This is a genomic window from Dinghuibacter silviterrae, from assembly GCF_004366355.1.
Taxonomy (GTDB): Bacteria; Bacteroidota; Bacteroidia; order Chitinophagales; family Chitinophagaceae; genus Dinghuibacter; species Dinghuibacter silviterrae.
The window spans coordinates 2,656,593-2,675,070 of record NZ_SODV01000001.1; the positions used below are offsets into that span (position 1 = coordinate 2,656,593).

General features: G+C 58.2%; 14 protein-coding genes. 8 read left to right on the forward strand and 6 right to left on the reverse strand.

Features of this window, described 5'->3' with window-relative positions:
• The first annotated feature begins 60 nt into the window (after positions 1-60).
• The 5 genes from EDB95_RS11650 to EDB95_RS11670 all read left to right on the forward strand — a co-directional run bounded on the left by EDB95_RS11650 (position 61) and on the right by EDB95_RS11670 (position 7,970).
• Positions 61-3,366 (forward strand): TonB-dependent receptor, encoded by a 3,306-nt coding sequence (locus tag EDB95_RS11650; protein ID WP_211352086.1) that lies wholly within the window; start codon positions 61-63, stop codon positions 3,364-3,366.
• Between the two features lie 39 nt (positions 3,367-3,405).
• Positions 3,406-4,995, forward strand: coding sequence for a RagB/SusD family nutrient uptake outer membrane protein (locus EDB95_RS11655; RefSeq protein ID WP_246073613.1), 1,590 nt, complete (start codon positions 3,406-3,408; stop codon positions 4,993-4,995).
• An 11-nt stretch (positions 4,996-5,006) separates the two neighbouring features.
• Positions 5,007-6,140: a SusE domain-containing protein gene (locus tag EDB95_RS11660; protein ID WP_162852563.1), complete on the forward strand. Its 1,134-nt coding sequence runs from the start codon at positions 5,007-5,009 to the stop codon at positions 6,138-6,140.
• A 6-nt stretch (positions 6,141-6,146) separates the two neighbouring features.
• Positions 6,147-7,280, forward strand: a complete 1,134-nt coding sequence (locus EDB95_RS11665) for a glycoside hydrolase family 76 protein (RefSeq protein ID WP_133993772.1) — start codon at positions 6,147-6,149, stop codon at positions 7,278-7,280.
• Positions 7,281-7,343: 63 nt separating this feature from the next.
• Entirely contained in the window at positions 7,344-7,970 is a 627-nt protein-coding gene (locus tag EDB95_RS11670; protein ID WP_133993774.1) for an HAD family hydrolase, read from the forward strand.
• A 16-nt stretch (positions 7,971-7,986) separates the two neighbouring features.
• Here the strand turns inward: EDB95_RS11670 and EDB95_RS11675 are convergent, their stop codons facing one another.
• From EDB95_RS11675 to EDB95_RS11695, 5 genes are all read right to left on the reverse strand, one after another.
• Entirely contained in the window at positions 7,987-10,353 is a 2,367-nt protein-coding gene (locus EDB95_RS11675) for an ABC transporter permease (protein ID WP_133993776.1), read from the reverse strand.
• Between the two features lie 54 nt (positions 10,354-10,407).
• Complete coding sequence (locus EDB95_RS11680) at positions 10,408-11,022, reverse strand: GNAT family N-acetyltransferase (RefSeq protein ID WP_133993778.1); 615 nt, start codon at positions 11,020-11,022, stop codon at positions 10,408-10,410.
• Between the two features lie 129 nt (positions 11,023-11,151).
• Complete coding sequence (locus tag EDB95_RS11685) at positions 11,152-12,300, reverse strand: alpha/beta hydrolase (protein ID WP_133993780.1); 1,149 nt, start codon at positions 12,298-12,300, stop codon at positions 11,152-11,154.
• A complete protein-coding gene (locus tag EDB95_RS11690) occupies positions 12,297-12,749 on the reverse strand; it encodes a YhcH/YjgK/YiaL family protein (RefSeq protein ID WP_133993782.1) in 453 nt (150 codons plus the stop codon). Before EDB95_RS11690 ends, EDB95_RS11685 begins: the two co-directional genes overlap by 4 nt.
• A 24-nt stretch (positions 12,750-12,773) precedes the next feature.
• Positions 12,774-13,079, reverse strand: a complete 306-nt coding sequence (locus tag EDB95_RS11695) for a hypothetical protein (protein WP_133993784.1) — start codon at positions 13,077-13,079, stop codon at positions 12,774-12,776.
• A 108-nt stretch (positions 13,080-13,187) separates the two neighbouring features.
• On the opposite strand from EDB95_RS11695, the gene EDB95_RS11700 reads away from it, so the two are divergent.
• Together EDB95_RS11700 and EDB95_RS11705 are read left to right on the forward strand one after the other, a co-directional pair.
• Positions 13,188-15,014, forward strand: coding sequence for a sensor histidine kinase (locus EDB95_RS11700; RefSeq protein WP_162852564.1), 1,827 nt, complete (start codon positions 13,188-13,190; stop codon positions 15,012-15,014).
• Positions 15,011-15,670 (forward strand): response regulator, encoded by a 660-nt coding sequence (locus EDB95_RS11705; RefSeq protein WP_133993788.1) that lies wholly within the window; start codon positions 15,011-15,013, stop codon positions 15,668-15,670. The genes EDB95_RS11700 and EDB95_RS11705 overlap by 4 nt, the downstream gene beginning before the upstream one ends.
• A gap of 1 nt (position 15,671) precedes the next feature.
• On the opposite strand, the gene EDB95_RS11710 is transcribed toward EDB95_RS11705, so the two are convergent.
• A complete protein-coding gene (locus tag EDB95_RS11710; protein ID WP_133993790.1) occupies positions 15,672-16,274 on the reverse strand; it encodes a DUF6515 family protein in 603 nt (200 codons plus the stop codon).
• Between the two features lie 356 nt (positions 16,275-16,630).
• On the opposite strand from EDB95_RS11710, the gene EDB95_RS11715 reads away from it, so the two are divergent.
• Positions 16,631-18,424, forward strand: coding sequence for an alpha-amylase family glycosyl hydrolase (locus tag EDB95_RS11715; RefSeq protein ID WP_211352088.1), 1,794 nt, complete (start codon positions 16,631-16,633; stop codon positions 18,422-18,424).
• Positions 18,425-18,478 lie beyond the last annotated feature (54 nt).

Here is an 18,478-nt window from a genome sequence, read left to right on the forward strand (position 1 = left end):
TTTGACGCTCATTGTAAAGGGACGCCACCCAGGCGCCGTTTACTAACCAAAACGTTGCTGATGATGACCAAACTGACATCGGTTTTACTGGTCACAGCTTGCTTGCAAGTGAGTGCGAAAGGCTTCTCACAGAAAGTCACCCTCTCGGAAACGGACGTGTCGCTCAAGAAGGTATTTAAGGAGATCCACCGGCAGACGGGGTTTCTCTTTTTCTACAGCGACGAGCTCCTGCAGCCTTCGAGAAAAGTATCGATCCATCTCCGGGGGGCGCCCCTGGAGGAGGTCCTGGACAGTTGTTTCCGGGACCAGCCCTTGGTGTACGCCATCGTGGACAACACCATCGTGGTGAAAGGCGCGCCACCGCCGGGGCTCACGTTGCCGGTGGACCAGGTGGTGGTCCGCGGGCGGGTGACGGACGCCAAGGGGAATCCCCTGATCGGCGTCTCGGTCACGGTCGTGGGGACAACCCGGGGCGTGGCGACCGACGACAAGGGAGAATTCTCCATACAGGTGGACGCCACGGCCAGCCTGCACTTTAGCTATATCGGCTACGAGCCCGTGGACGTGGCGGTCAAAGGGCGTTCGACCCTTGCGGTCACCCTGCGGTTGTCGACGGCGGAGCTGACCGACGTGGTCGTGGTGGGGTATGGCACCCAGCAAAAAACCAGCGTGACCGGGGCGGTGGATCAGATCACCTCAAAGGACCTGGACGGCAAACCGGCCGTAAACACCATGCAGCTCCTCCAGGGCGTTTCTCCGAACCTGATCATCCAGACGCCGGATCCCTCCCCGGGCGCGTCTCAGAACTTTAACATCCGGGGCGTGGGCACCTTTGGGGACAACACCCCCCTGGTCGTCATCGACGGCATCGCGGGCGGCAACATCAACCTGCTAAACCCGTCCGATATTGAAAGCATGTCGGTGTTGAAAGACGCGGGTGCGGCGGCGATTTACGGGTCGCGCTCCGCCAACGGCGTCCTGTTGATCACGACCAAAAAGGGACACAAGGGGCAAAAGCCCACGGTGACCTACGACGGGATGTGGGGCATTCAGAAGCCCAGGATCCTTATATCGCCGCTGCCCGCGTGGGAGAACGCGATTTACAAGAATGAATCGCTGACCAATGTCGACCTTCCCGCCCAGTATACACCCGAGCAGATACAGGCCCTCAAGGCCGGGGGCGACCACGAATGGTTCCTGAAACAGATCCTGCACCCGGCGCCCCAGCAAAGCCATAGCGTCACCCTCACCGGTGGGGGCGACAACTCGACCTACCTGTTGTCTGTCGGGGGTGTGGACCAGAGCAGCAACTTTGTCGGGCCGAACTATGGTTACACCCGGTATAATGTCCGCGTGGCCGCCACCAGCCAGTACGGCATCCTCAAGGCGGGGGGTACGCTGAGCTACAGCCGGGACGAGCTCAAGCAAAATTCCTTTGGAAACGGTTTCCTGATGGCGGACGCCGAGCGGACGCCCACCAACTTCTCCATGCAGGATTCCCTGGGCCGCTATCTAACCAATACCGTACTGACCCAGTTCAACCCGCTCGGCATCCTCCAGGCCGGTGGGTACAACCTGATCAACAACGACGACGTCTTTGGCAACCTGAACGCAGAGTTGACGCTGTTCCGGGGCTTTAGCATTAAAGGTGTATTCGGGGGCGATGTGCTGTCGAACCACAACTTTCTCCGGGTCAAACAGGTGGACTTCTATCCCCAGGGTGTCTACGGCAACGATCGGACGACGGGCGATTACTGGGGTCAGACGATTTTTACCAACATCCAATTGCTGGCGCAGTACAACCGCACCTTTGGTGAACACCACATCGGTGCCCTGGTCGGTGCCTCCAACGAGTCCACGACCGCCAAAAGCAGCCAGATCTACTATACCCTTACCGACAGTGCGCTGGGTGTGCCGACCACCGGTTCGATCATTTCCACCAATGCCACCACCTCGAACATCGGTGCCACGAACACCAGTCTGAATTCGGTGTTTGGCCGGGCGAACTACGACTATAAGGGGCGCTACCTGGCGGAATTCGACTTCCGCGCAGATGGTTCCTCCAAGTTCCGGCAGGGTTTGCGCTGGGGTTTTTTCCCGTCCATCAGCGCGGGTTGGAAGCTCACCGACGAAGCCTTTATGGAACACATACGGCAACGCTTCGGCGACCTGAAGCTGCGGGGATCCTACGGGGTGCTGGGTAACCAGAGTGTGGGGAACTACCAATACGAAACCGTATACACCTCCAACCCCGCCTGGTATGGCTTCAACAACACCCCGGTCGCGGGTGAGAGCTTTACGTTTTCCAATCCCAACCTGACCTGGGAAAGGGCTGCTACCCTGAACGGCGGTGTGGATGCCTACCTGCTGGCGCACCGGTTGCAGGTGTCCCTGGACTATTTCAACAAACTGACCACGCACATCCTGGTGGTCCCCGCGGTCCCCGGGACCTTCGGCACAACGCTCCCGTATTACAACGCGGGCAAGATGCGCGACCAGGGTTGGGAAGCATCGGTGAAATATACCATCCCCGGCCGCCTCTTTACCCACAGCTTTGCGTTCAACCTGGCCGACAACCACAACGAGGTCATCTACTTCCAGGGCTACCAACAGCTCAACACGGACGCGGAGATTCAAACCGTCGTCCGCGCGGGTGTGCCTTTCAACGCCTACGTGGGGTATAAACGGGACGGATACTTCCAAACCCCGGAGGATGTGGCCAAATACCCGAAGCTGGTGGGGATCACGCCCATACCCGGGGATATCAAATACAAGGACCGGAACGGGGACGGCGTCATCGACCAGAACGACTACTATGTGCTGGGTAATCCTTTTCCCCGGTTCACCTTCGGGTTCACGTATAACGTCACCGTGAAGAACTTCGACCTCAGCATCTTTATCCAGGGTGTCGGCAAACGGACCTTGTTTGTCCGGGGCGAGCTGACCGATCCCTTCCAGGGGAACTACTCCTACAACATCTTCAAGCACCAGCTGAATTTCTGGACGCCGACGAACCCCAACGCCGCGTTCCCGATCCTGAGCGCCAACGGCAGCCAGGCCCAGGCCAACGACTACAACGTGGGCTCGGACCTCTACCTGTACAACGGGGCGTATGCCCGGTTGAAAAACGTACAGTTGGGATATACCCTGCCGGGCGTGATCGCGCATAAGATCCGCGTGCAAAAGCTGAGGGTCTATTTCACTGGTCAGAACCTGTACACCTTATCAAAGGTCAAGTTTATCGATCCCGAATCCACCGAGTTCAACAGCAACCTGAACAACCCCGGCGCCTTTGGTAATAACCAGAGCGGGCGCGTCTATCCCACCCCGATATTTTATGGCGGCGGTCTGGACGTTACGTTTTAACACACCCAAATGTATTGTATGAGCCATCGATATAAACTTTTGATACTCCTTGCCCTGGCTGGCGCCGGTTGCCAAAAGCTCAACCAGTCGCCCGGGGACAAGTATACCGACGCGAACTACTGGACGACGCCGGCCAACGCCAGCGCCCTGCTGAACACCGCGTATATGCAGATGTACGGCAGCGACGTCTTTTTCTACAATGAAGGGTTGTCCGACAACTGTTATTGCAGCAGGGGCGACCAGGACGGCGCCTTTTCGATTGCCAGCGGCAGTTTCAATACCAACAACGGGCGCTTCGAATCCGAATGGTCCGGCCACTACTCGGGCATCAAGTCCTGTAACGTCCTTCTGGACAACGTGGACAAGGTGCCCAACTATCCGGTGGACCAAAAAGACTCGCTGATCGCCCAGGCCCGTTTTATCCGTGCTTTCCAGTACTGGCAGTTGATGACCTGGTTTGGGGACGTGCCCCTGTTCGACCATGACATCACGCTGGAGGAATCCCAGACCATCCCCCGAACGCCCCGGGCCCAGGTGCTGGCGTTTGTGCTTTCCGAGCTCAACGCGGCCCAGGCGGTGCTCCCGGCGAGCTGGGACGCCGCCGACCTCGGCCGGATCACCCGCGGCGCCTGTATGGCGCTCAAGGCTAGGGTCCAACTGTACGAGGGCAACTGGGCCGCCGTCGCTTCGATCTGTGACAGCCTCATCGCTTCCCAGACCTATGCCCTGGTGCCCAACTATGCCAACATCTTTAGCATCACCAACGAGCACAACAGCGAAGTCATCCTGGACGAGGAGTTCGTACCGACGCAGCGGATGTATGGCTGGACGTTCGACCTGATCCCCATTTCCGCGGGCGCCCGGGACAACGCGCTCGGGCCCACCCAGTCACTGGTGGACGACTACCTGATGATGAACGGGGACACCGTTACCCAGGCGGGTTCGGGCTTTGACCCCAACAATCCTTATGTCAGCCGGGATCCCCGGATGACGGCCACGCTCGTCTATCATTTGTATAACTGGACGGTACCCGGGGGCGCTTCCCACACCATCTATATCAAACCGGGCTCCGATACCACCGCTACCAAACACGCCGACGAGTATGTACCCAACGGCGGGTTCGGTTCCGCCACGGGGTATTACTGGCGCAAATACTTCGACTGGACCGCCCAGCCGGGTGAAAACTCGGGGCTCGACCTGATCCTGATCCGGTACGCGGATGTACTCCTGATGGATGCAGAGGCCAAAAACGAGCTTGGACAGTTCACGGCCGCCAACTGGACCCAAACGATCGGTGCCCTCCGCACCCGCGCGGGTTTTACCGACCCGAACGCTACCCAGTTCAACGCGGCCTGGACCCAGGGCCAGCTCCGCGCCATCATCCGCCGCGAACGCCGGTGCGAGCTGGCGCTCGAAGGCCTGCGCGTCTTCGACATCCGCCGCTGGCGGACGTCCGAGGTCGTTATGAACGGGACGGTACATGGCGCCATGTTTGGCGACCCGTCCGTGGACGGCGGTTATATCCGGGTGGGTCAGCGCATCTTCAACCCTGCCCGCGACTACCTCTGGCCGATCCCCTTGTACGAGATGCAACAGAACAGTCACCTCACCCAAAACCCTAACTACTAAAAACAATGATCATGCGACGCATTCTATATATATCTGCTTTCCTCTTGCTCGCGGCTGCCTGCAAGAAATCCTATAACTATGGTCTGGACCAGACGGTCAGCGCCGTCTCTACGCTGTATGCGCCCCAGGACAGTCTTTTCCTCTCCATTACCCCCGGGGGGTCTTCCGTGGTGGAATTCGAATGGGCGCCCGCGCAGGCGCAGGACGGCAGCCTGGTGCAATACGAGGTCGCCTTCGACACGACAAAAGCCTTTAAGAACCCGGTCTTTACCGTCGCTGCCGACAATACCGGCCAGGGTACCACGGCCACGATTTCCCAATCCACCATCAATTCGATCGCCAAGATGGCCGGCATCGGGAACCTCGACACCGGTAAACTTTATTGGACGGTCTTTTCCACCAAGGGCCTCAACGTGGTTCCTTCTTCCAAGATTCGCATGATGACCGTGGTCCGGCCCGCCGGGTTCGACGTCATACCCACGGATGTGTACCTGACGGGTTCCGCCACCGAGGGCGGTACAACCTTGTCCGGCGCCATTCATTTCAAAAGCACGGCTGCCGGCGTGTTCGAACTGTATACGTCGCTCAAAAACGGCGGGACCTATCAGTTCGTCAACGGTACCACGGGCACCCCGCTCACGTATTTTATCCAGGGGCCAAACCTTAAACTGGGCGGGTCCAACACCTACACCGACACCACCGCCCAGGTGCGTTTCAACCTCGACTTCAACAACGCCGTGGCGACGATCACCGTCATCCGGAGCGTGGACGTCTGGTACGGATATTATGACAACGTGACCTATCACCTAACCTATAACGGGAACAGCACCTGGATCGATAACAACCAACTGATCAACGAGCCCACCGAACCCTGGGGCCCGGAAGAACGCTACAAGTTCCGCTTTACAGTCAACGACGGTGGCGGCGCCCAGGATTCCTATGAATGGTATGGCAGTTCGGCCGGGGACAATTCCGAGCCGACAGCCACCACGGCGGCCACTTATTTTTACCTGACACCGGTGACCAGCGATCAATGGAACAACTGTTACAAATTCAGTACGCCTTTGGACAACGGTAAACTCAACAACATCGAGGTATTCCTGCAACCGGATGCGCCTTATACCCATACTGTCACCCCCCAATAATGAGCCATGTATAGATACTTATTATTGATCCCCTTGCTGGCGGGTTGCGCCAAAAACTATGACAACATCAATTTCGGCAACGGTTCTTCGACAGTGTATACTTATGACTGGAACCTGATCGCCGATACCAGCACCGCCGCCTTTATCGCCAACTACTGGAACGCTTCCGCGTCTTATTTCAACGCCAACAACCAGGGCAGCACCACCTTTGGCTACTGGCCCCAGGCCCACGGCCTGGACATCATGGTGGATGCCTATATGCGGACCGACAGCAGCGCGTACACCAACCTCATGTCCGAATGGTACACCGGTGTCCAGTCGGCCAACGGCAACACCTTTATCGGCCAGTACTACGACGACATGGGCTGGAATGCCCTGGCCATGCTCCGGACGTATGACGTGACCAAGGACGTTCGCTGGAAAACCGCCGCGCAAACTGTATGGACCAATATACAGGGCGGCTGGAACAATATCGAAGGCGGCGGGATCGCCTGGCAGAAACAGGAGACGTATTTCAAGAACACCCCGGCCAATGGCCCGGCGTGTATCCTGGCGGCCCGTCTCTATGAACAGTTTGGCAACCCCTCCGACCTGACCTGGGCCCAGAATATCTACAACTGGGAAAAAAGTACGTTGGTGGACCCCGGTACGGGTTTTGTCTACGATGGCATCAATGGGAACAACGACGGCAAGCTCAATACGACCTGGTTCTTTACCTACAACCAGGGACTGTTTATCGGCGCCGCCCTGGAGATGTACAATGCCACGGGACAGCCCTCCTATTTGTCCGACGCCCTTCTGACCGCCAACAACGCGATCACCGATCCCCGCATCGTTTCGTCCGGTCTTTTCCACGACGAAGGCCAGGGTGACGGTGGTCTTTTTAAAGGTGTGCTGGTCCGTTACCTCACCCAGCTCACCCTGAGCCCGGCCCTGGACCAGAATTCCAAAAGCCGCTTCGTATTGTTTTTGAAAAACAATGCGCAGTCGCTCTGGCTAAAGGCCACCACGCGTCCGGGCTACTTCTACGGGAGCAACTGGTCGGTGGCGCCCTCGGGGGAGACGGATTTGACGACGGAGGAGAGTGGGGTGATGCTCTTCGAGGCGATGGCGTTGTTGCATAACAATAAGCTTCTGTAAAAAAAACCGCGGGCGCCCAGCCCGCGGTTTTTCTTTAAATTGGCGTCTCATTGCAGACGCATTATGGCAACAAACACCCAAGCACCTGTTAAGGCCCTTTTCCTGGACATCGGGGGCGTCCTCCTGACCAATGGCTGGGACCGCAAGTCCCGCAAGGCCGCGGCCGAAAAGTTCGGGCTGAACGCCGACGAGATCGGCGACCGGCACCGGATGACCTTCGATACCTACGAGTCGGGCAAGCTCGACCTGGACGAATACCTGACCCGGACGGTCTTTTTTGAGGACCGCGCCTTTACCCGCCAGGAGTTCAAGCAGTTTATGCTTGACCAGTCCCAACCCTATCCCGAGATGTTGAACCTGATCCGGGACCTGAAGGCCAAGCACGGGCTGAAGATCGCGGTCGTCAACAACGAGGGTCGCGAGCTCAACGAACACCGCATCCGGACGTTCCAACTGGGGTCGTTTGTGGATTTCTTTATTTCTTCCTGTTTCGTACACTTCCGGAAACCGGACGCGGACATCTGGAAGGTCGCCCTGGACATTGCCCAGGTGCCGCGGGAACACGTCGTGTATATCGACGACCGGCCCATGTTCGTACAGGTGGCCGAGAGCCTGGGGCTCCGGGGGATTGCCCATCGGAAATACGAGGAAACCCGCGACAGGCTTGGCGCCCTGGGGCTCGCGCTTTAGTGCGGCGCGCCCGCGCCTATTCCGACCGCAGGGTCTTCACCGGATTGGCCGTAGCCGCACGCACCGCCGAATACCCGATGGTCGCCCCCGTGACCCCTGCCGACCCACCGATGGCCAGCAGGAAAAAGCCCGCGCCTAAGTGGATCCGGTAGGCGTATTGTTCCAGCCATCCGTGGGTAAAGTACCAGCCAAGGGGACCGGCGATCGCAAAAGCAACCAGGATCAGGATGGAAAATTCACCGGTCAGCAGGTAGACAATCTGCCCGATCCTTGCGCCCAATACTTTCCGGATACCGATTTCCTTGTTCCGGCGGACGGCCATAAAAGAGATCAGGCCGTAAAGCCCCAGACACGAGATAAAGAGGGCAATCGCGGAAAAAACCTTGTAGAGCTTCGAAAGCTGGTCTTCCTGCCGGTAGGCGTCGGCGATCGTCTGGTCGAGGAAGGTATACTCGAACAGGTAATCCGGATACAGGTGATCCCAGACGGCCGCTATATGGGCGATGGCCTGCCGTGCTTTCCCCGCCTCGATTTTTATACTGGCCGTCGAATACACGTCTTTATAGGTGGCCATCACGATAGGGGGGACGGGATCCCGCAACGAGTTGGAGTGGAAATCGCGGAGCACACCCACGATGGGGTAGAGCCTACCGGCTACCCGGATCGGGGTTCCGATGGCTTTCTGCGGACTACCCAGCCCCGCCTGTTTGATAAACGTCTCGTTGACGACGTATTCCCGGGGTGTGTCGGATGGGTAATAGGGTCTGCCTGCCGCAAATTGCATGTCATATAAGGAGAAAAAAGCAGGGTCTTCCGCTTTGTAGTTGATGATCACGTCGGGCTTCCGGCTGTGGTTGGACGCCAATTGCATATCGGTATACCAGTCGCCGTTGCCCGAAGGCGCGGAGATGCCAAAGCTGACGGCTTTGATCGCGGGGTCCTGGAGCAACTGGCTGCGCAGGACGTCGAGTTTGCTATGGCTTAGGCTATCGCCTGGAAAAGAAGCCGTAATCACTTCCGTCTTATCGAATCCTAAGTAAGCGTTTTTGACATAGTTCATCTGCGTAACCACCACCAGGGTCCCGATGACCAGGACCTGGGCGATCACCAGTTGAAAAACGACCAGGACCTTCCGGAGGGAAATGCCCTTGCCGGACCGGAGCGCTACCCCGCCTTTGAGGACCTGGGCGGGTCTGAAGCCAGACAGGACCAGGGCCGGGTAAAACCCGGACATAAGGGTGAGGGCAAAGGCGATCAGCACCCCAAACCACAGCAGTTCCGGTACCTTCATGCTGAGGGGCACCTTCAAAAGGTCGTTGAGCGCAGGCAGGACCAGGGCGGCCACCCCTGCGGCCAGCAAGAGGGCGCACAGACAGGTGAGCGCCGTCTCCCCCAAAAACTGGATCAGCAATTGCCTCCGGGTTCCCCCCAGGACCTTCCGGACGCCGACTTCCCTGGCCCGGGTGGCGGCCTGCGCGGTGGACAGGTTGATAAAATTCACGGAGGCGACGACGAGGAGGAAAAGCCCAATTAATGCCAGGGCGCGGCTGAGGTCTCTGGAAAAAGTCACTCCATTGAAGTTCCCCAGACGGGGATCGTGGTGCACCTCGCGCAGGGGTTGGAGGAGGAAGGAGTAACCTCTGCCTTCTACCGGGATGTGCTTTTGCATAAACGCCGGCAAAAGGGCCTCGAACTGCGCAGCCGTTTCCCCCGGGCGCAGCAGGACAAAACAGCAATAACTGTCGTTGATATTAAACCAATTGTCCATGTTGAGTCCCTTTCTCAATGTCGCATAAGACACAACAACGCTCAGGGGGAAGTCGGTATTGACGGGTGGGTTTTCCAAAATACCGGTGACCTTCATGTCTTCGCCATAAAGATGAAGGGTCCGGCCGATCGCCTTTGTCCAATCCCCAAAATATTTGGTGGCGGCTTCCCGGGTGACGGCCACGTTGTCGAATACGTCCGGGAGCGAGCCAGCGAGGAAGGGGAAGCGGAACATCCCGAAAAAGGAAGGGTCTGCGCAAAACACGTGCTTTTCCTTGAATTTCCGGTTGCCCGGTGCGGTGACCTGTACGTTCCAGTCCCCATTGATCACACATACTTTTTGAAGTTGGGGAAAATCCGCCCTGAGCCCTTCCGGCACGGGAAATGGAACCCCCGTCCGGTAGTCCCGGTCGGTGGGATTTTTGCCCGCGCGGACCACGCGGTAGATCCGGTCCTTGTCCGGGTGGAAATTGTCAAAGCTGTCCTCGTACCGCAGGACCAGGAAGATCAGCAGACAGGCGGCCAGCCCGACGACCAGCCCGGGTATGTTGACAAGTGCGTGGGTTTTGTGGGCCACCAGGTTGCGGAGGGCGGCCTTCAGGTAGTTTCGCAGCATACGTCTTTGGCCTCCAAGAGGATGCCAATGCGTAGTATGCTGTTTTTTAATGCCTTAGTGCGCCCGCGCCGTCCGGTTTTGATACAATTCCAGGCGTTCCCGTACGCTGCCGAACCATTCGTGTCTCAGGATACTGAAATACACCGTGTTTCTTCTAAACCCGTCGTACCCGATCTTATAGTGCCGGAGCGTGCCTTCGTAGGTGGCGCCGATGCCTAGGATCGCCGTGCGTGAGCGCATGTTTCTTTCGTCTGTCCGGAGCTCCACGCGTTCGGCCCCCAGTTCTTCAAAGGCATACCGGAGCATGAGGAATTTGTTGTTCCGGTTCAACCCCGTCCGGTGGTAGGGCAGGCCCATCCATGTCCAGCCAATCTCCAGGCGTTCGTCCGCGTCCACGATAGAAGCGTAACTGGTGCAGCCCGCGTATTTCCCGCTGGTCTTGTCGACGATGAGGAAGGGGTAGCGGATTTTTTGCGCTTTTTCCTCCATCGCCGTTTGTAGGTAGTCCCACAACATCCGCGGACTATGGATCGGTGCGGTCGAGTACCGCATCAGGTCCGGGTCGGAGCAGGCCGCTTCCAGCAGGCCCTCTGCATCGGTTAATTGCAGAGGCCTGAGCAGGGAGCGATTGTTTTCCAGGCAAATGTCTTTGTCGAAGGGGAAAGTCATGTTGCAAAAGTAAGGACTTGCTGGCCCGTTGGTATAGTCCAGAATCGAGATGGCTGGTAGTCCAGTGGCGCCCAGTGCCGCCCGCCGGCGGCGCTCGCCTTTGCGCCACCGCGCGGCGGCTCTCACACGCTAGTGCGTCACCTTATCGAGAAACACCTCCACCGCATAGGTGGACAACTGCCCCGAGGGCCCATTGAGGGTATAATCGAAGGCATGCGTAGCCCAGGGAAGAGACAGGAAGTAGTGCGGAACGCCGAGCGCGGTTAGTTTGGCATCCAGACGGACGCTGTGTTCATAGGCTACCACCACGTCGTTGCGTCCATGGATCAGCAGGGTAGGCGGGGCGTGGGGATCCACGGCTTCCAACGGAGAGCTGGCGACGTAGTGCTCCGGGACTTTTTGATACGAACCGCCGAGGTAGTCTTCCATGACTTTACGGGAATCCATGACCAGACGGCTTGCCGGGGCGGAATACCCCCAGACCATGTCCGTGGGCCCATAAAAGTCAATCACCCCGCGGATGCCGGACCCGGGCGCGGTCCGCCCCCTGGTGTCCTTACCCGTGGGCAACGTGTAGGCGGCCATCAGCGCGATTTGCGCACCGGCGGAGCGGCCGAGGAGTACAAAACGCGTGGTGTCGATGTGCCACCGCGCGGCGTGCGCCCGGAGAAAGGCCAGGGCCGACGCGACGTCGCGGATGGGCGCGGGGTTCTTGAACCGGGGCGCCAGGCGGTAGTTCATGGACGCCACGACATATCCCTGGCGCGCCAGTACCCAGTTGAGTTCGGGCAACTGCCGGCTGCTGCCACCGCTCCACGAGCCGCCGTGGATGACGAGGATGCAGGGGCGGGGGGTCAGGTGCACTATATCGCCGTTGGGCAAATCATCAGGGTACACATCCATCGTCAACGAATCCTTATACGTCACCGTCGTAAACGGTACGGCGGCGCTCCCGCGGAACATCCGCGTCCAGCGGAACGGCAAGCGCTCCCGCGCCTCGTCCTGACCGAGGGTGTATTGCAGGGTGGCGGCGGCGGTATAGGCCCGGATGATGGGGCTGAGGCTGAGGGAGAGACCGACGAGTCCGACCCAGGTGCCGGTCCACCGCCGGGCGGGGAGCCAGTACCCGGCGAGCAGGAGTAACACGATACACCCCACAGGGATCCAGGGGAACTCGGTTACGCCGATGGCGAGGAGCCACAAATGATAGGTCGGCGCCTTGCAAACGGTCAGCAAGGCGGTCAGGGTGAGGAGGCTAAGAAGGACCAGCCGGATCATACCTTGATCTTCACCACGACTTTTTTAACCCAGCCGGGCTCACCCGGATGTATGTTGGGCATGTGCAGGTCTTCCGGGTAGAAGATGGCGAACATACCTTCCTCGAAACGGGAGAAAAAGGAAGGGTTTTCGTCATAGAGCATAAAATCGGTGTCGGGATCGTACGCTTTCGAAGGCTGCTGCGCTCTTAAAAAGTCGTGTCCCACGAGCTCGGTGCCCCGGGCCATGTATTGGAGGTCGATGTGGACCCGGTGGGATTCCATCTTTTGCCCCTGCGGGTCAACGGTCTCGTATTCATTGACCATGGCAAAAACCCGGTCTCCTTCGATGTCGTATCGGCCTTTGGGGAGGGTACCCAGGTCCGTTTGACGGAGCCAGGCGAAGGCTTTTTGGAAGGGTTCGTCCAGGCCTTTATAGGTGGATGCCCTGTCCAGGTAGTCTAGGATCATGGCGCTAAGTAAAGCAAAAAACGCCTAATTGTTCATTGCCCGCATATTTCGAAGGTAGACCGTGATCATCGTCTCGGCGATGAGCACCTTGGCGGGTTTATCGACGTCGATGGAGGCGTGGTTCCTCCAGATTTCTTTTAGGGTTTCGAAACCCAGGTCTTCAGCCCCCAGCTTCTGGTTGGTGAAGCCGTACGCCATGTAATTGGTGCTGCGCACATTCATGTCGTAAAAGGTCTTATACGCCGATTCGCTTCCCTTGCGGATGCGGGTCAGGAGTTGCTTTTCCGAGTTGGATCTGCGCGCGATAAAGTTGTATAAGGACGAAAACATAGGCTGGGCGCTGAGACAAGGTATTATGAACTGGCGGATACTGAAAAAAATACCGTAATTTCCAAGGGTTCTTATTGTACTTGTTCAATGTTCTTATCCTAAATGCTTATGCCTGTTCCACTTACGGTTTTTCTTAGGGTCAACCTCTTCTTTTGTATCGTATGTTGGAACATTGCCTCCGCTCAAACGCCCACGCTCCAAAATCTGTTCCGGCGATACGAAGCGCATAAGCTGGGGGATACCGCATACCTGAAGGCCGTCGACTCCCTGGCTCCTCAGCGGTTGGGGGACGACAGCCTGCCGGCCGAACTGTCCCTTTATCAGCAGGTGGCCTTTAAAAAAAATATACCCGCCAAATACCGGGTGCGTTATTACCGGTATATGGCCGCCCAGGCGTACAACAAGAACCGTTTGGGCAGTGCCATCTACTATGCGGAAAAGAACAATGAGGAGTCCATCCGGGCTGGCATTTTCAAGGCCGGGGAGATCCCCCACAGCGATCTTTTTGCGATGGCCGTGTACAGCGATAACTGGAATTTTGCCGCCGCCTTTGCCAAATACGACAAACTGAAGACGCGGATCCATGGGCTGATCGGGGCCATTCCCAAGGTGAGCGGGGAAGAATTGTTTGTGGCTTTTAGCATCCTAAACGAACTGGCAAGCACCGCTTCCCATGCAAAGGACACCGCAAGGGCCGGAGAAGCGGTCCGCGTGTCTGACAGTCTGCTGGCCGCGGTTGACCGGTCCCCTGCAGGATATACGGCTTACCGTACTTTTTATGGCAGTATGGACCATATCATCCGGTTCACCGTGGCCAGGGACCGGGGACAAAACGACAGCGCGCTGGCGCTGCTGGAGGCGGCCCTGGCGGACGTCCGGAAGCCGGACTACTCGAAGAACGTGCAAGCCGCTTATGCGTTTGATTTCTACCAGGATGCCTTTGATTTTTTTATTACCACCGGGAACCGCGACAGCGCCCGGCATTACCTGGACCTTGCCGTGTCACGATCCGCGGGTCTTTTTGATTCTTCCCGGGACAAAGCCTCCTTTGTACTCGGCAGCGCCAGCAAGCTGGAAGCCCTGTCCGGCGACTATACAGCCGCCTACCGGGACCTGAAAAAGGCGTATGAGGTCCAGGACAGCACCGTGCATTCGATTTCTTCGGACAAAAACAACAACCTGTATGCCCTCGCCGAGGCGGAGAATGCCCGGTCCGAGCTTGCCCGCAAAGACGAGGAGGGTAGGCGGATGCAACAGTTCAACATCCTTCTTTTCTTTATGCTGGTCATCCTTATCCTCGTGGTCACATTGGGGTATTTTATCGTCGCGTCCCGGGCCAAACAACGCATGCTCCGGCTGCGCCTGGGACTGGCGCGCAACTTCCACGACGAGATCGGACCCATGCTGATGTATGCGGGCACCCTGGCCAAAAAGGAGGGCGAGCAACATCCCTCCCCCCGCCTGGAGGAGCTCCGGGGGCACCTCGTTCATGTGATGGAGGCCGTCCGGGGGATGACCCACGACCTCAAATCCAGCGACCTGAGCACGGTGGTTTCCCTGGCCAGGGAAGTAACGGCACTGTTGGAAAAAATAAAGGAGACCACCACGATCGATTTCTCTATCAAACACCAAAACGGGAGTCGCGTGCTCAGCCACTTTCAGCACAACCACCTCAAAAAGATCATGAACGAGCTCGTCAGCAATTCCATACGGCATTCCGGTTGTTCGGGGATCCAGGTCGCCCTTCAGGCAGAGGGGCGCCACCTCCTCATCCGCTACTCCGACGACGGGAAGGGGTTCGATCCCGGGCAAGATACCCAGGGGATCGGCTTGCAGAATGTCCGGGAAAGAGTAGGTTTGCTCAACGGGAGTTTCCGGCTGATCAACGAACACCCGGCGGGTTACGCCATCGATCTAAAAATACCCTTGCTATGACCTCTTACCAGTCCGTGTTAGTGATCGATGACCACAATATGGTCGTCAACGGCATCAAACTTTTGATCGGCGATTGGTTCCAGGCGTTCCACCACGCCAACGACGGAGCCACCGGCATCCAGGTCGCCCTCCGGCAGTCTCCCCAACTGGTGATCGTCGACTATATGCTCCCCGACATGTCGGGGGAGGCCGTGGCCAGGGAAATCCGTTATCACTGTCCGGGGGCGCGCATCCTCGGATACTCGTTCAATATCAATGCGGCCTCGATCCTCAAGATGTTTGGCGCCGGTATCAACGGCTATGTCATTAAAAGCGAGAACGACGAGGAGTTCACCAAGGCCGTGACCTACCTCCTGCAAGGCAAAGACTATTTCTGTAAAGAAGCCCGGAACCACATCATCAACCGCATTTCACCGGAAGAAGACCATACCCGTCTCATGGTCGCCAATACCGAGTTTTCCGCCAAGGAGATCGAGATCATCCGCCTGATCTGTAAACAAAAGACCGCCCGGGAAATCGCCCAGGCGGTCTTTCTTTCCGAACGAACCGTCGAACAGTACCGGAGCAACATCTCCCGGCGCATAGGCGCGCGGAACATGGCCGGGGTAATTAAATTCGCCCTCCAATACGGTGTCATCGACCTGGAGGACCTGTAAGCTACTCTACATCGACGACCTCGTACCCGTTCTGCCCATCGGCATCCTGGATCGGCTGGAAGTACGTCCCGTTAAACTGCAGGTACGTAACCCCGTTCGCGTTGACGGTCGTACATCCATCGGGCAGGTTGTAGACGATGGCGCCCGGGGGACCTGCTATGACCTGGTACCCGCCGGTAGCCGGCACGAAAAAGGATCCGCCGAAATACCAATAGGTCGTGCCGTCGACATCCAGGGTGATCGTCCCGGACGGCAGGCTCGGAACAATCGCGCCTATGGGTGGCGCCACGACCTGGTAGCCTCCGTTGTACGGTTGGTAAAATACCCCCGCGTTATAATAGTAATTGGCGTTGTCCCAGGCGATGATCGTTGCCGTGGCGTACATAGTGGCCAGGAAAAAGCCCATGGGATGCCAGGGGCCGACCCATACATAAGGCCGGTAGGGGTGATCGTAATACCGGTGATAGGCATAAAAGCGACGTCCGTTCCAAATGTGCGGCGGCCGGGTATAGGACGGTCGTCCGGGTCTCCATCCGGGGGGGCGGTGGCTGGGTGGGCGCGTGACCGGCGGACGGGCACCGGGGTTCCCCGGTTGCGGGCGCACACCGGGGCGGGTGGCACCGGGTTGGGGGCGCGAGAGCGCCGGCGGTCTCGCACCCGGCTGCTGAGGTTGTGGGCGTGGCGTTGAAGGCTGCGGCCGTGGTGTCGAGGGTTGTGGGTTTGAAGGCTGTGGCCGCGGCGCCGGCGGTTGCGGCCGCGGGGCTGCCGGCTGCGGTCTTGGCGCGGGTGGTGCCGGGCGTGGCGTCGCGGGTCGTTGTTGCGGCGTTTGCGCGTTTATCCCCAGGGGAATGCATCCGGCAAGGACCAACACGAGGAATGTTTTTGGCGTATTCATTAGGTTGCTGTTATCATATTAAAGTTAATATTATTTCATAACAACTTTCGCTATTTTGCCCGCCTATGAACACCACCCCCTCTTCGCGCCCGGGCATGGGCTCCCTCCCTTTTGACGGCGGTACCACCTTTCGCATCTGGCTGCCCTTCGCCACCCAGGTTTCCGTCAGTGGTACTTTTAACGACTGGGGGAGGATACCCCTGGCTTCGGAGGGCAACGGGTATTGGTCCGCGGACGTGACCATTGCGCATCCGGGCGACCGGTACAAGTATGTCATCGAAGGGCCCCTGATACAGGGGGAGGTGTGGAGAACCGATCCCTATTGCAAAAGCGTGGCCAATACCGAAGATGCCAATGGGGCGATCGTGGCGGATACGTTCGACTGGGGTGCAGACGTGTTCCAGATGCCTCCGTGGAACGAGCTGGTTATCTACGAACTCCACGTGGCTTCCTTTAACGTGTCCGACACGGCACCCTGCGACTTCAGTACGATCATCGCCCGGTTGGATTATCTACGCGACCTTGGTGTGAATGCGATCGAAATACTGCCGGTCCAGGGCTTCTTCGGGGCGTATTCCCTGGGATACAACCCGGCCTTCCCCTTTGACATTGAAAGCAACTATGGCACTCCTGACGATTTCAAGCATTTTATCCGCCAGGCACACGCCAAGGGGATGGCCATCATCCTGGACATTGTCCTCAACCACTTTGGTCCGGACGACCTGGACTGCTCCATGAGAAGACCGGACGGTTGGTATGAGAACGGCATGGATGGGGTTTATTTTTACAACGACTGGAGGGGACGTACGGCTTTCGGACCGCGGCCCGACTATGGCCGTCCCGAGGTTAGATCTTTTTTGCGGGACAGCGCCTGGATGTGGCTCAACGAATACCACGTGGATGGACTCCGGTTTGATTCCACCGTCAATATCCGGAACGTCTATGGCAACAACAACGACCCCGCCCACGACCTGCCCGATGGCTGGAGTTTGCTGAGCTGGATCAACAGCGACGTCGATCAACACATGCCCTGGAAGATCACCATCGCCGAAGACCTCCAGGACAATTCCTGGATCACAAAAAAAACAGGTGAAGGCGGAGCGGGTTTTGACAGCCAATGGGACAGCTATTTTTACTGGAAGATCATCGACGCCGTGACGGCCGTTGCCGACGGGGACCGGGACATGAATGCCGTCGGCGCCGCCCTTGCCCACTCCCTGGGCGCCGACGCCTGCAACCGGCTGATCTATATCAACAACCACGATCAATGTGCGGCGATCAACCACGCGCTCCGGCTACCCGACCGGATCTGGGCGGGTCATGCCGACAGTTGGGTCGTTCGCAAACGCTACCTGCTCGCGGCCGCTGTGCTTTGCACGACCCCGGGTATCCCAATGATTTTCCAGGGAGACGAATTCCTGTCCTGGGGCAGTTGGGATCCGCACGTGGACCTCGATTGGAGCCAGCTTGACCGTTTTCCGGGTATCCACGCGGCGTTCCGTGACCTTTTCCGGCTCCGGCGCAACCATGGGACAAGGACCGCGGGGTTGACGGGACAGTACGTCAACGTCTTTCACGTCAACAATACCGACAAACTCATTGCTTATCACCGGTGGGCGTCCGGTGGACCGGGGGACGATGTGGTCGTGGTCGCCAATTTCGCCAACCGGTCTTATGACAGCTATACACTGCCGTTGCCCGGGGCGGGGGAGTGGACGGTGCGGTTTAACAGCGACTCCGCGTATTATTCTCCGGATTTTGCGAATCATGGGTCGACCGCAACGACGGGCATCGGCGCCGGCGCCGTGACGGGCGGCCTCGCCATCGGGCCCTATAGCGTCCTGGTTCTTTCGCAGTAACAATGACCGCTTCCGGACAACCTGCATCAAAAACGAACACTTTCGTAGATTGTG

Coding starts and splice junctions, on each gene's coding strand:
- EDB95_RS11650 (WP_211352086.1), top strand. CDS start 61: ATGATGACCAAACTGACATCGGTTTTACTGGTCACAGCTTGCTTGCAA.
- EDB95_RS11660 (WP_162852563.1), top strand. CDS start 5,007: ATGCGACGCATTCTATATATATCTGCTTTCCTCTTGCTCGCGGCTGCC.
- EDB95_RS11665 (WP_133993772.1), top strand. CDS start 6,147: ATGTATAGATACTTATTATTGATCCCCTTGCTGGCGGGTTGCGCCAAA.
- EDB95_RS11670 (WP_133993774.1), top strand. CDS start 7,344: ATGGCAACAAACACCCAAGCACCTGTTAAGGCCCTTTTCCTGGACATC.
- EDB95_RS11675 (WP_133993776.1), bottom strand. CDS start 10,353: ATGCTGCGAAACTACCTGAAGGCCGCCCTCCGCAACCTGGTGGCCCAC.
- EDB95_RS11680 (WP_133993778.1), bottom strand. CDS start 11,022: ATGACTTTCCCCTTCGACAAAGACATTTGCCTGGAAAACAATCGCTCC.
- EDB95_RS11685 (WP_133993780.1), bottom strand. CDS start 12,300: ATGATCCGGCTGGTCCTTCTTAGCCTCCTCACCCTGACCGCCTTGCTG.
- EDB95_RS11690 (WP_133993782.1), bottom strand. CDS start 12,749: ATGATCCTAGACTACCTGGACAGGGCATCCACCTATAAAGGCCTGGAC.
- EDB95_RS11695 (WP_133993784.1), bottom strand. CDS start 13,079: ATGTTTTCGTCCTTATACAACTTTATCGCGCGCAGATCCAACTCGGAA.
- EDB95_RS11700 (WP_162852564.1), top strand. CDS start 13,188: ATGCCTGTTCCACTTACGGTTTTTCTTAGGGTCAACCTCTTCTTTTGT.
- EDB95_RS11705 (WP_133993788.1), top strand. CDS start 15,011: ATGACCTCTTACCAGTCCGTGTTAGTGATCGATGACCACAATATGGTC.
- EDB95_RS11715 (WP_211352088.1), top strand. CDS start 16,631: ATGAACACCACCCCCTCTTCGCGCCCGGGCATGGGCTCCCTCCCTTTT.